This window comes from Billgrantia bachuensis (genome assembly GCF_011742165.1).
GTDB classification, from domain to species: Bacteria; Pseudomonadota; Gammaproteobacteria; order Pseudomonadales; family Halomonadaceae; genus Halomonas; species Halomonas bachuensis.
The window spans coordinates 1-13,014 of sequence record NZ_JAAQTO010000017.1; the positions used below are offsets into that span (position 1 = coordinate 1).

The 13,014-nt window shown below is 66.0% G+C and carries 11 protein-coding genes; 5 read left to right on the top strand and 6 right to left on the bottom strand.

The features are described from left to right. Positions 1-95: 95 nt before the first annotated feature. Both HBJ55_RS06830 and pgi read left to right on the top strand, forming a co-directional pair. The gene (locus HBJ55_RS06830; protein ID WP_167112408.1) at positions 96-584 is read left to right on the top strand and encodes a methylglyoxal synthase; all 489 of its coding nucleotides are present in this window, start codon (positions 96-98) and stop codon (positions 582-584) included. Positions 585-634: 50 nt separating this feature from the next. Beyond that, entirely contained in the window at positions 635-2,287 is a 1,653-nt protein-coding gene (gene pgi / locus HBJ55_RS06835; RefSeq protein ID WP_167112410.1) for a glucose-6-phosphate isomerase, read from the top strand. A gap of 20 nt (positions 2,288-2,307) precedes the next feature. Here the strand turns inward: pgi and crcB are convergent, their stop codons facing one another. Continuing rightward, a complete protein-coding gene (gene crcB, locus HBJ55_RS06840) occupies positions 2,308-2,700 on the bottom strand; it encodes a fluoride efflux transporter CrcB (protein WP_167112412.1) in 393 nt (130 codons plus the stop codon). After that, positions 2,697-3,089 carry a fluoride efflux transporter FluC gene (locus HBJ55_RS06845; protein WP_167112414.1) on the bottom strand — a complete coding sequence of 131 codons (393 nt, stop codon included), beginning with the start codon at positions 3,087-3,089 and terminating at the stop codon, positions 2,697-2,699. The genes crcB and HBJ55_RS06845 overlap by 4 nt, the downstream gene beginning before the upstream one ends. Before the next feature lie 276 nt (positions 3,090-3,365). Between HBJ55_RS06845 and ybiO the strand changes: the two genes are divergently transcribed. The 3 genes from ybiO (at position 3,366) to HBJ55_RS06860 (ending at position 8,425) form a co-directional block, all read left to right on the top strand. After that, complete coding sequence (gene ybiO, locus HBJ55_RS06850; protein ID WP_167112416.1) at positions 3,366-5,684, top strand: mechanosensitive channel protein; 2,319 nt, start codon at positions 3,366-3,368, stop codon at positions 5,682-5,684. 201 nt (positions 5,685-5,885) lie between these two features. Further along, on the top strand, positions 5,886-6,287 hold the full coding sequence (locus HBJ55_RS06855; RefSeq protein WP_167112418.1) for a hypothetical protein: 402 nt from the start codon (positions 5,886-5,888) through the stop codon (positions 6,285-6,287). Beyond that, positions 6,284-8,425 carry a pyrroloquinoline quinone-dependent dehydrogenase gene (locus HBJ55_RS06860; RefSeq protein WP_167112420.1) on the top strand — a complete coding sequence of 714 codons (2,142 nt, stop codon included), beginning with the start codon at positions 6,284-6,286 and terminating at the stop codon, positions 8,423-8,425. Before HBJ55_RS06855 ends, HBJ55_RS06860 begins: the two co-directional genes overlap by 4 nt. Before the next feature lie 87 nt (positions 8,426-8,512). Here HBJ55_RS06860 and HBJ55_RS06865 read toward each other — a convergent pair whose 3' ends face one another. Genes HBJ55_RS06865 through hemC form a run of 4 tightly spaced genes read right to left on the bottom strand, consistent with a single transcriptional unit; the run spans position 8,513 to position 13,002 of the window. Continuing rightward, complete coding sequence (locus tag HBJ55_RS06865; RefSeq protein WP_167112422.1) at positions 8,513-9,763, bottom strand: heme biosynthesis HemY N-terminal domain-containing protein; 1,251 nt, start codon at positions 9,761-9,763, stop codon at positions 8,513-8,515. Beyond that, a complete protein-coding gene (locus HBJ55_RS06870) occupies positions 9,760-11,259 on the bottom strand; it encodes a uroporphyrinogen-III C-methyltransferase (protein ID WP_167112424.1) in 1,500 nt (499 codons plus the stop codon). Before HBJ55_RS06870 ends, HBJ55_RS06865 begins: the two co-directional genes overlap by 4 nt. A 6-nt stretch (positions 11,260-11,265) precedes the next feature. Beyond that, entirely contained in the window at positions 11,266-12,063 is a 798-nt protein-coding gene (locus HBJ55_RS06875) for a uroporphyrinogen-III synthase (RefSeq protein ID WP_167112426.1), read from the bottom strand. Continuing rightward, on the bottom strand, positions 12,064-13,002 hold the full coding sequence (hemC, locus tag HBJ55_RS06880) for a hydroxymethylbilane synthase (RefSeq protein WP_167112427.1): 939 nt from the start codon (positions 13,000-13,002) through the stop codon (positions 12,064-12,066). Positions 13,003-13,014: the final 12 nt, after the last annotated feature.

The window sequence follows — 13,014 nt, forward strand, 5'->3', positions numbered from 1 at the left end:
GCCGAGCCCGGGGATCATGTCATCCTGACCCGGGGCGACCACATGAACGCCCACGGCGGAACCAATACCCTGAAGATTCTCGAGGTAGGCCAGCCATGACCGATAGCCGCCCCCGGCGCAGCGTGCGCCGCACCCTGCCGGCACGCAAGCGCATCGCGCTGATCGCCCACGATGGCAAGAAGAGCGAGTTGCTCGAGTGGGCCGAACGCTGGCGCGACACCCTGATCGAGCACGAATTGGTGGGTACCGGCACCACCGCCGGGCGCCTCTCGACCAGTCTAGGGCTCGAAGTGGAAGGATTGATGAGCGGGCCGCTGGGTGGTGACCAACAGATCGGCGCGCGGCTCACCGAACAGCGCCTCGACATGCTGATCTTCTTCTGGGACCCCTTCGCACCCCAGCCCCACGACCCCGACGTCAAGGCGCTGCTGCGCCTGGCCGCGCTGTGGAACGTACCGGTGGCATGCAATGCCGCCAGCGCCGACTTCCTGGTCAGCTCGCCGTGGCTCGGCCAGCCTTATGAGATGTCGATTCCCGACGTCGATGCCTGGATGGCCTCTCGCAGCTCCGAACAAGCCCCGTAAACCAGAACAAAGCGACCGGCGGGCCAGGCCCGCGAACTTGTGAGGAAACCATGTTCCAGCTTACCCGCAGCGTCACCTGGCAGGCCCTGAAGCGCCTGCACGAGCAGACCGCCGACGACCGAATCCGCGACTACTTCACCGCCGACCCACAGCGCTTCGAGAAGATGAGCCTGCGCGTCGGCGGCTTGTTCCTCGATTACTCCAAGCACGCCATTTCGGGTGCCGTGCTTGACAAGCTGATCGAGCTGGCCGACCACTCGGCGCTGGTGCAGCGCCGCGCCCAGATGTTCTCCGGCGACATCATCAACGTCACCGAGGACCGCCCGGTGCTGCATACCGCTCTGCGCAACCAGGGCGAGGGACCGCTGATGGTCGACGGCCAGGACGTGATGCCCGAGATCCAGCGCACCCGCGAGCAGATCAAGGCGTTTTCCGAGGCCGTGCGCAGCGGTGAGTGGAAGGGTTACAGCGGCGAGCGCATCAAGGACGTGGTCAACATCGGCATCGGCGGCTCGGATCTCGGCCCCAACATGGCCAGTCGGGCACTGCTCAAGTACCGCCACCCCGAACTCAACTTCCACTTCGTCTCCAACGTCGATGGCGCCCATATCCAGAAGGTGCTCAAGCGACTCGACCCGGCCACCACCCTGTTCATCGTCTCGACCAAGACCTTCTCCACCCAGGAAACGCTGCTCAACGCCAAGACCGCGCGACGCTGGTTCCTCGACAATGCCGGCGAGGACGCCGACGTCGGCGCCCATTTCATCGCCGCCTCCACCAACCGGCAGGCGGCCATGGAGTTCGGCATCCGCGAGGAGAACGTTTTCGAGTTCTGGGCCTGGGTCGGCGGGCGTTACTCGATGTGGTCCTCCATCGGCCTGCCCATCGCGCTCTCCATTGGCTTCGACGGCTTCATGGAGATGCTCGAGGGCGCCTACGAGATGGACCAGCACTTCCTCGCCGCCCCCTTCCGCGAGAACATGCCGGTGCTGATGGCGCTGATCGGCATCTGGTACATCAACTTCGTCGGCGCCGAGACCCAGGCCATCGTGCCCTACGACCAGGCGCTGCATCAGTTGCCTTCGTTCCTGCAGCAGCTCGACATGGAGTCCAACGGCAAGTCGGTGGACATCTTCGGCCACCCCGTCGACTACAAGACCGGCCCCATCGTCTGGGGACAGACCGGCTCCAACGGCCAACACGCCTTCTTCCAGCTGCTGCACCAGGGCACCCGCTACGTGCCCATCGACTTCATCGCCTCGCTGAAGCCCGAACCGGGCGTGGAGGATCACCATTTCGCGCTGCTCACCAATATGCTGGCCCAGGCCAACGCCTTCATGGAGGGCAGCCAGAGCGGCAGTCGGCTCGACCCATACAGCTGCCCCGGTAATCGCCCCTCCAGCGTGCTGCTGCTCGACGAGCTGACACCGAAGAACCTCGGCGCGCTGATCGCGCTCTACGAGCACAAGGTCTTTGTGCAGGGGGTGATCTGGAACATCAACTCGTTCGATCAGTGGGGCGTGCAGCTGGGCAAGCGTATCGCCGGCGAGATCAGCGAGCGCATCGACGAGCACAGCCAGGATTTCGACGCCTCGACCCAGGGGCTGCTGGCATTGGTGCGCGAGCATTTCCGCCCCGACACCAATGTCCCCGCCACGGCCGGCAAAGCGAAGAGAAAGGCCGCGGAAAAGGCCAAGCGCTGAAGGCAAGCGCGGCGGGCACGTCAGCCATGGCGTGCCCGCACGAAACGGTCGCCCAGCCAGGCCGCCGCCAGCCATAGCGGCACGCTGAGCAAGGCGTAGAGCAGCGCCAGGCCGGGACGGCCACTTTCGAGCAGGTGGAGCGTTTCCAGGCTGAACAGAGAAAACGTCGTGAAGCCACCGCAGAGACCGACCGCCAGGAAGGGCTGCCAGTGGGCCACTCGCCCGCCGCCCCGGCAGGCGACATGGGCAGCTAGCGCGGCGATCAGCCAGGAGCCCAGCAGGTTGACCAGCAGCGTGCCCCAGGGGAAGGCCGGCCCCAGTGCCGCCAGCGTGGCCAGCGACACCAGGTAGCGCATGACCGTGCCCAGGGCGCTGCCGACACCGACCGCCGCATAGCGCTGCCAGCCGCTCATGCCAGTCGCCCCGTCAGCCACCAGCCCAGGGCGGCCAGCACCAGCCCGGCGATCACCGTTGCCGATACATTGGCGAGCGCCGCACCTCGGCGTCCGCTCTGCCACAGGCTCAGGCTCTGCAGGCTCAGCGAGGAGACGGTGGTGTAACCTCCCAGCAGTCCCACCATCAGCAACGACCAGCCACTCGACATGGCCGCTTCATGAGACATGCCGAACCAGCCGGCCAATCCGCCTGCCAGCAGCGCGCCGCTGAGATTGACGGCCAGCGTACCCCAGGGAAAGGCGGTGCCGGCGAGCCGAGCCAGCCGCTCGGACAGCTCCATCCTCGCCATACCCCCCAGCGCCCCTCCCGCTGCCATCATCAGGAGCAGCCCCATGTTCGCGTTCATTCGGCTCCCTCACCGTCACCAAGAGCCGATGCTAGCCGAGTCGAAGCATGCGGACAAAAAAGAAGCCATCCGGAGGGCGGATGGCCAAGATAGGGCTTCGTTCAGGGAATCGCGTCCTGGGGAAGGATGCCAGGTAAATATGACACACAAGGATATCCGTGTACAATATCTGCATAATTAATGACGATCATTCGTCCCCCGAGCCCTAACGCCCTATCATTAGCGGGCCGAAATACATATGGTTCCCGCCCGACACGCCCGAGACGGAGGTCACGCGTGATAGCACACCGGTTTGTCCCCTGGCTGTTCGGCTGGCTGATACTCGCCCTGCTGGTCACCGCACCGGCCCTGGCCCAGCCTGCCGACGACACCGCCGTTCCCGCCCCGGAAGCCCTTGCCGAACTGCTCGAGAACGAGCAGACGCGGCAGCAACTGATCGATCACCTGCGCCGTGAGGCCGCCGCCCCTGAGCTGGCCGCCGAGACCAGCCAGGCAGAGGAAGCGATATCGCTGCCCAGGCGGCTGGCTGAAATAACCAGCCGCGTCGTCAGTGACGTCGGCGGCGAGGTGCGCAACCTGTTCGATATCGTGGCGGGGCTGTTCACCACGCAAACCGACACCGCCGCCCTGGCCTGGGGCGACTTCACCACGGCTGTGATCAACCTAGGGCTGGTGATCCTGGCCACCTTCGTCCTGTTCATGGGGTTTCGCCATCTGTCGCGACCGCTCTTCGCGCGACTGAGCCGGTGGTCGCGGCTGGAAAGCGGGCTCAACCCGACCATCCGCCTGATACTGTGTGTCGCTGTCGCTGCGCTGACCGACGCGCTGGTGGTGGCGCTGGCCTACGTGGGCGGCAACCTGATCGCCACCTTCGCCATCGGCGAAAGCGGCGAGCTGTCGACCCGCGCCTCGCTGTTCCTCAATGCCTTCATGATCATCGAGCTGATCAAGGCGGCTCTGCGCATGCTGTTCGCCTCCCGCTACGAGGGGCTCCGGCTACTGCCGATCAGCTCAAGTGAGGCTTCCTACTGGAATCGCTGGTTGGCGCGACTGGTCGGCCTGGTGGGCTACGGCCTGCTGGTGGTGGTACCGCTGGTCAGTGTCTATCTGGCGCCCACGCTGGGCCAGGGTATCGGCGCGCTGATCATGTTTGGCGCCTTCTTCTATGCCGTGGCGGTGGTGCTCAAGAATCGCACCCGCATTCGCGATGAGCTCAACGCCATGGCAGCACGCTCCGACTTCACCGCCACTCGGATCTCGCTGCAGCTGTTCGCGCGCACCTGGCACCTGTTCGCCCTGGCCTACTTCCTGATGGTGCTGATACTGACTCTGACGCGTCCGGTGGATGCCCTGCCGTTCGTGCTCTTCGCCACGCTCAAGACCGTGGTCGTGGTGGTGGTCGGCATGCTGCTGTCGAGCTTGCTGACACAAATCATCGGCCGTCGCATACGGCTCTCCGACGATCTGCGCCGCAAGCTGCCGCAGCTCGAGCCGCGGCTCAATAGCTACATACCCAACGCGCTGCGGGTCATCCGCACCGTGATCCTCGTCGCGGTGGTCATGCTGGTGCTCAACGCCTGGGGCGCCTTCGACCTGGCCGCCTGGTACGCCTCCGAGGCGGGCCGTGGTTTGATCGGAAAGCTGATCAGCGTGGCCGTGATCCTGCTGGTCGCCATTGCCGTATGGCTGGCGCTGGCCAGCCTGATCGAGCACAAGCTCAACCCGGAAACCGGTACAGGTGAACCGGATGCCCGCGCCAAGACCCTGCTGAGCCTGTTCCGCAACGCACTCGCCATTGCCCTGATCACCATGACCGTGATGATCGTGCTGTCCGAGATCGGCATCAATATCGGACCATTGATCGCCGGTGCCGGTGTGCTGGGTCTGGCGATCGGTTTCGGCTCCCAGAAGCTGGTACAGGACATCATTACCGGCGTCTTCATCCAGGTGGAGAACGCCATGAACACCGGCGACGTGGTCTCGGTAGGCGGCATCACCGGCACCGCCGAACGGCTCAGCATCCGCTCGGTGGGCATCCGCGACCTCTTCGGCACCTATCACATCGTGCCCTTTTCCAGCGTCGATACCGTCTCCAACTTCATGCGCGAGTTCGGCTATCACGTCGGCGAGTACGGCATTGCCTATCGCGAAAGCATCGACGAGGCGATCGTCGCCCTGCGCGAGGCCTTCGACGAGCTGGCGGCCGACGACGATCACAAGATGAATATCCTCGCACCGCTGGAAGTGGCCGGCGTCATCGCGCTGGCCGACAGCTCGGTGAACATCCGCGTGCGCATCAAGACCACCCCGGGTAACCAGTGGGGCGTCGGCCGCGCCTACAACCGCCTGGTCAAGCTGCACTTCGACGCCAGGGGCATCGAGATTCCCTTCCCCCACACCACGCTCTACTTCGGCGTGGGCAAGGAAGCCGAAGCGCCGCCGGCCAACGTGCGGCTGATGCGGCAAAACTTCGACATCGATGGCCGACCTGGCGGCCAACCCCGCTCCGGCGAGAGCAGCCGCGAAAGCGAGGACGACCCGCGCGCCAAGTCCGATCCGCCCCCCCAGGGCGACTACGGCGAGGAGCGGGATTAAGCACACCGCCCCCGCGTCATGCCACGCCCCTCACCGTGCTCGGTGGGGGGCGTGACGCCTCGTTCTTCACTCATCGAGCCGGCACCGGCAGGAAGAATCTCGTGACGTGCCTATACTGTCCCTGGGCTCTGGCGAAGCGCTGCCTGCGTTTCATCAACGAGGCCGACCATGCTTCGAAGGCGTTCAAGGGATGGGACTACCATGACAAGCAAACCGCAAGGCACTGTCTACGGCGCCTGGTTGCTGCTCGCGATTTCGGCCATTTCGCTGATCCTCGCGGCAGTCGCCACGTTCAATGAAGGCAATGGCATTGCCTACACCCCAGGCACCTACCTGGTACTGATCTCCACCGCTCTGATGCTGCTCGGGTCACTGCTGCTGGCTCTTGCACGCGGCATGCCACGCTGGCTGGGCGGACTGCTCACTTTCCTGCTGTTGCTCGATCTGCTGGGTACGGGCCTGGCGGCCTATCTGTTGCAGGCCGAGTGGCTGCTCGGCTGCATGGGGGTCGGGCTCGTGGCATGGCTCATCCATGTGGTTGCCGATCCCGCTACGGGCAAGCGCAACCAGCCCATGACGCAACGCCAGGAGGCCGCTTCATGAAACACCAGGACGTCATCGCCATTTTCGCCTCGCTGCTGCTGGCGGGTGCCATCGGCTATGTACAGGCACAGGAGGACACCTCCACCGAAGAGGAGGGCGGCCAGCCACAGGGGATCACCGAGACCCAAGACGACGAGTCCGAGCAGGACGCCAGCGGCGGCGAAGCGCAAACGGACCAGGACGACGGCGAAGACTCCACGGTCACCCCGACCGGCCCCGGCGGCCGTGTCGAGACGGGCCCTGCCGGGCAGTCCCCAAGTGGGGGCGACCAACCCGAGCCGCCGCGCCAGGGGCCGGATGCCTGGATGGAGTCGGCGGACAGCTGGGCAACCTTCAACGGTGACTTGCGTGCACAGAAATACTCCCCGGCCGACCAGATCACGCCGGAGAACGTCGGCGAGCTCGAGCAGGCCTGGGAATACCATACCGGTGACGTTGCGGATGGCAGCGACGAGGTGCCCATGTCGGTATGGTCGGCAACCCCCTTGTTCGTCAATGACACGCTCTATCTGGGCACGCCTTTCTACCGCATCATCGCCCTGGACCCGGGCAGCGGCGAAGAGAAGTGGATCTTCGACCCCGAGGCTCCGCTGGAGGCCCTTACCCAGCCCAACATGAAGGGCCGCGGCGTGGCCTACTGGGAGGCCGATGAACCGCAGGCGGGCGAAGCCTGCCAGAAGATGGTCTACGTCGGCACCATGGACGCCAAGCTCTATGGCGTCGATGCCGACACGGGGGAACGCTGTGCCGACTTCGGCGACAACGGCATGGTCGACGTCAACCAGTGGAACACCGTCAACGACAAGTGGCCACTCTCACTGTTCCAGCCGCCCACGGTGTACAACGATACGCTGTTCCTCGGCTGGGCCGGCAAGGACTGGACGGACGCCGTCGCACCGCCGGGAACGGTCTTCGCGCTCGACGCACGCACCGGCGAGCGCAAGTGGACCTTCCATGCGCTGCCCGAGGAGGTGGTCGACCGGACCGGCACGGCCAACGTCTGGGCATCAATGTCGCTGGACCCCGAAAGCGGACTTCTCTACATACCGATCAGTTCGCCGAGCCCCAACTACTACGGCGGCGAGCGTACCGAGGAGCTGCCCCTTGCCACCTCGGTGACGGCGCTGAACACCGAGACCGGCGAAGTGGTGTGGAGCCGCCAGCTCGTACATCACGATATCTGGGATTACGATACCGTCGCACCTCCCACACTGGTCGACATCGAGAAGGATGGCGAGACCGTTCCCGCCCTGGTACAGCCATCCAAGCAAGGCTTCCTCTTCGTGCTGAACCGGGAAACGGGCGAGCCCGTTTACCCCATCGAGGAGCGCGAGGTGCCGGCCTCGGATGCCGAAGGCGAACAAGCCTCCCCGACTCAGCCCTTCGTCGACGTTCCCGAACCGGTGGTTCCGGACGAGTGGCCGGGCATCTCCCGGATCGCCGACATCGTGGGCCTGGGCGAGTGCAGTCGCAAGGCCGAGGGGCTGCGCTACGAGGGTCGTTTTACGCCGCCGAGCGTCGAGGGGACCCTCGCCTATCCGCCCACGACGGGGGGCTCGCAGTGGGGCGGCGGCGCCGTCGACCCGGAGCGGGGCGTGTTCGTGATCAACTCCAACAGCGTGGTGCAGATCTATCGCCTCATCCCGCGCGACGAATACCAGCAGTTGGAGCAGTCGGGCGAGACGGGCGGCTACTACGCGCAGGGTGACACGGCCTACGGCTTCCAGCTCGAGACGTTCCTCAACTGGGCCGGCATGCCGTGCTGGAAGCCGCCCTACGGCACCCTCGCCGCCTACGATCTCAGTACCGGCGAGCGGCTGTGGAACGAACCGTTCGGCCAGGTACAGAAGCACGGCTTCTACATGCCCGAGTCGTGGGGGTCGGTCACCATCGGCGCGCCGGTGATCACCCGCTCGGGGCTGATCTTCATCGGCGCTTCGATGGATTCGCGCGTACGCGCGATCGACCTGGAGAGCGGCGAGGTGCTGTGGAAGCACCTGGTGGATGCCCCCGCCGTGTCGATGCCGGCGGTCTATACCTACGAAGGCAAGCAGTACGTCACCTTCGCGGTGGGCGGCAACTCGATCCTGCTGCCCAAGGTCAGCGATCAGGTGGTCTCCTTCGCGCTGCCCGACTGACGCTGACAGCGCATGACGGAAGGGTGCCTTTCGGCACCCTTCCGTTTTTCCTTTCATCCTTGATCAGGCCGCGCTGCCACGGCCCGCTCAGGAGGACGCTTTGCCATCCTTGCCGGCCGCTTCCAGCTCGGCGGGCTGTGGCAGCGAGGGCAACGATTTGTCGAGCAGCTCGACGCTCTGGCGGTAGTAGAGCTGGCTCTTGTTGTGCTCGCCCAGGTTGGCATAGAGCCGCGCCAGCTCGGCACACACCACGCCGCTGGGGCGCTGGCGCTGGCTGGCTTCGAAGTACTCCTGCGCCTTGCCCCAGTAGGCATTGCGCAGCGCCAGACGGCCCAGGGTCAGCAGCAGGTCGGGGTCGTTGGGGCGCTCCTGCAGCCACTTTTCGGCGTGCACCAGCTGGCGCGCCGGGTCGACGCTGAGCAACCCGTAGCGCAGTACCAGGCGGCTGTCCCAGTGCTCCTTGAGCGAGTGACGCAGCAGGCGCTCGGCAATGCCCTCCTCGTTACCGCGCACCAGCGCCTCGGTATAGAGCACCACAAGTTCGACGTTGCCGCGCAGCGAATCCGGCATATCCGCCCACAGACTGCGAATGCGCTCGATGTTGCCCGGGTCGCGCGCCTCGTGAACCAACAGCTCCTTGTAGGCACGCAACTCAAGCTGGTTGCGCTCCTGGGGCGAGATCAGCTGGCGCGACGCCAGGCGCGGCATCAGCCGGCGCAAGCCGTCCCAGTCATTGACGCTGAGGTAGGCCTGCTTGAGCTGCTTGAGCACCTGGGGATGGTTGGGCAACTGGCGGTCGAGGCGGGTCAGGATCGCCAGCGCCTCCTCGTACTGCTGGCGATCCAACATGAGCTGAACCTGCATCAGCCCGACGGCGGTATCGGCTCCCTCGGTGGAGAGGTGGGCCCGCTTGAGCAGCGTGTCGGCCTGCTCGTAGCGGCCCTGATAATGCGCTGCCAGCGCGGCGGAAAGGTAGTTGACCAGTGGTGTACTGGAGTCGTCGGCGGCCTTGACCAGCGACTTCTCGGCGCGCTTCCAGCGCCCTTCGGCCAGCGCCACCAAGCCGCGCACGGTGCGCTTCATGGCGTTGCGGTGACGGGTGCGCCGGTTCCACACCTTGAGCCGACTGACGGGATGGCTCAGGCGCATCAAGATCCGCAGGACGAAATGCAGGATCAGGAACACCGCCAGCAGCAGCACCAGGCCGAACCAGAAGGAGGTCTGGTAGGAGGTGTCGCCCACCCGCACCAGCCAGTAACCCGGCACCGAAACCATCAACTGGCCGAACAGTGCCCCCAGCGCAAGGCCGAGGAGAACGATCAGCAGCACTTTTCTCATGCCTCATCTCCCTGGCCGTTGCGTGAACCGAAACGGCGCTCGATGAACTCGGCCAAAGCCTCGTGGGAGCCACTGATGTCGGGCAGCTCGGGCTGGATGTTCTTGCCCTTGAGCTCCTCGAGTCGTTCGATGACCGACTGCACCTCGCCGTTGTCGGTGTCGTAGTAACCGCGAACCAGCTCCAGCGCCTTGTCGATGCTGGCCTCGTACAGCGCCTGCTCCTCCTCGAGCAGCGCCAGTTGGGCCTGCTCAAGCACCAGGCGTGCGCTCTGGCGCAGGTAGGATTCCTGTTCCGGCGCAACCAGGCCTTCTAGCGTCTCGTCATGGTGACGAATGACGACCAGATCCTTCAGCTCCTGGCCGAAGCGCGAGAGCTGCTCCTGCCAAGCGCCGCTGGGCGCCTCCTCGATGCCCGAACGCGCCGGGATCTCCTCCAGCTCACGCGACAGCGGCAGCTGCGACAGACGATCCTGCTGGGCGTTGAGCGCCAGGTAGAGACCGGTGCGGTCGACCTCAGGCACGCCGTCCAGAATCGACAGCTCCGAGGCGATGGCACGACGCACCGAAAGCAGGGCCGGGTTGTCGGCTTCGTTCAGGCGCGCATCGGCGGTGCGCAGCAGTGCCTTGGCCCCCTCCACGTCGCGCTCGAGCTGCAATCGCTGATTGGCCAGACGTAGCAGGTAGGCTGCCTCGGCATGCAGCCATTCACGCTCGTCGGTGTCCTGTTCGCGGGAGAGCTCCTCAAGCACCTGGTCGAGCGTCTCATCGACTTCGCTGCGGTAGCTGGCGAACTCGCCCTGCATGGACTCTACCGCCTGCGCAAGGGCCGCGTCGCGTTCCTGCTCGCCGCTATCGAGCTGCTCGCGCAGGCTGGCGAATTCATCGGACGAGGTGCCGGCACGCTCCTCGAGGTCGGCCAGCCGCTGCTGCTGGGCGTCGAGGCGCTCCCAGGTGTTCCAGGCAAAGAGGCCCGCGCCGATACCGAGGAACAGCACCAGAATCAGCGCCAGCACGCCGGCAACACGACCGCTGCCCTTGCCGTTACCCCCGGTGCCGGACGAGGCCGGCGTGTCGCCTCCGGCCGAGCCGCCGCCCGGGGTCTTGCCGGAAGCAGCCGGCTTGGCATCGGCACTCTTGCTGCCGGTCGCGGCCGGCTTGGCATTTTCCGGCCCCGCGGCGGTGGGCTTGTCACTGCCGGTGGGCTTGCCGTCGGCCTTGTCCGAGGTCGACGAGGCATCTGCCGACGTGGCAGTGGCCGGAGCAGAGGAGTCTGCCGTAGCGCTCTTGCCCTGACTCACGGGAGCTTTGGCGGGGGCTGGCGGTTTCTCGCCTGCCTTGCCTGCCGCGGGCGGCGAGGATGAGTTGCCACGTTGAGGACGGCCCTTGCCGGCGTCGCTGCCGGGCTTGTCCATGGCCCCGCCCTCACTGTCCTTGCCGTCCTGGCCCTTTGCGGAAGGCGCCTTCTGTTCGTCCTGCTCGTTGGTCTGCTTGCTCATCTGTCGCTAGCCCTTTTCGAGATCATCTTGATCGACATCGGCATCCTCCTGGTTACAGGCCGCGGCCACGGCGCCGGCAAGCGCCGCCGGTGTGGCTCCCGGTGCCACCACGGGAGTGCGAAACCCCAGGTTGTCGGCCAGTGTAGCCAAGCGTCGACTGGACACGATTAACGGTTGGTTCAAGGTGGCCTTGGTGCACCATCTTGCCAGATGTTCGAGTAATTCTCCGCTACTCACTACCAGCGCACGGTACTGCCCCCGCGCGAGACACTTCTGCAAGGCGGCGGGTGGCGGCTGGAGGTGCCGGCGATAGAGCGCCAGCCGCGTGACCCGCGCGCCACGAGCCTGCAGGGTATCGCCCAGCAGCGCTCGTCCGCCTTCACCGGCCACCAGCAGCACGCGCTGGCCCTCGAGCGAGCGCAGCGAGGCGAGTTCCAGCAATGCCTCGCTAGTGTCCTCGCCGGCCTCGGCCGGCGGCAGATGCACCCTCACGCCGAGCCGCTCGTGCAGGATCTCGGCCGTGGCCGCCCCCACCGCATACCAGGCGGTACCCAGCGGCAGCTGCGGCCAGTAGCGGTCCAGGGCCTGGTAGAGGCACTCGGCGGCGAAGGGACTCACCACAACGACCTTGTGATAATGGTCGAAGTCGAGCCAAGCCTGGCGCATCGCCGGCTCCTCCGGCAATGCCTCCAGCGCCATGGCATCGAGATTCGCCACCGGGAAGCCGGCGGCTTCGATGGCCGCCGCCAAGGGCGCAGCACGCTCGCCCGGCCGGCAGATCAGGACGGGAAGCCCGGCAGCCATTCAGGCGCCGTAGACCTGCGCCAGGATCTCGCCGGCGCCCTGCTCCAGCAGCTCTTCCGCCACTCGTACGCCCAGCGCCTCCGGCTCGTGGATCGAACCGCGCCCCTCGGCGCGCAGCACTTCGGTGCCCTCGGGGTTGCCTACCAGCGCCCGCAACCAAAGGGTCTGGCCGTCATTCTCGAAGACGGCATAGCCGCCGATGGGCACCTGGCAGCCGCCTTCCAGGCGAGTGTTCATGGCCCGCTCGGCGCGCACCCGAGTCGCCGTGATGGGATCGTCCAGCGGCGCCAGTAGCGAGATCAGCTCGGGGTCGCTGATGCGGCACTCGATGCCCAGCGCGCCCTGGCCGCAGGCCGGCAGGCATACTTCGGGGGGCAGCTCCTGGGCGATGCGCTCGCCGAGCCCCAGGCGCTTGAGCCCGGAGGTGGCCAGGATGATGGCATCGAAATCGCCGGCGTCGAGCTTGGCCAGGCGGGTCTGGACGTTGCCGCGCAGGGTGAGTATCTCCAGGTCGGGGCGCTGCTCGCGCATCTGCAGGCCGCGGCGCAGGCTCGAGGTGCCGATGCGAGCGCCCTCGGGCAGCTCGTCGAGCGCACCATAGTGGTTCGAGACGAAGGCGTCGGTGGGCTCGGCGCCGGCGAAGATCACCGACAACCCCAGGCCCTCGGGGAAATGCATGGGCACGTCCTTCATCGAGTGCACGGCGATATCGGCACGACCATCCAGGATCGCCTCCTCCAGCTCCTTGACGAACAGGCCCTTGCCGCCGATCTTCGCCAGCGGCGTATCGAGAATCTTGTCGCCACGCGTGGAGAGAGCGACCAACTCCACCTCGAGCCCAGGATGCTCGGCCATGAGCAGGTCGCGAACGTGTTCGGCCTGCCACATGGCCAGCAGGCTCTTGCGGGTGGCAATGCGCAGCGTTGTGTTGGATCGCACGTGGTTCTCCCA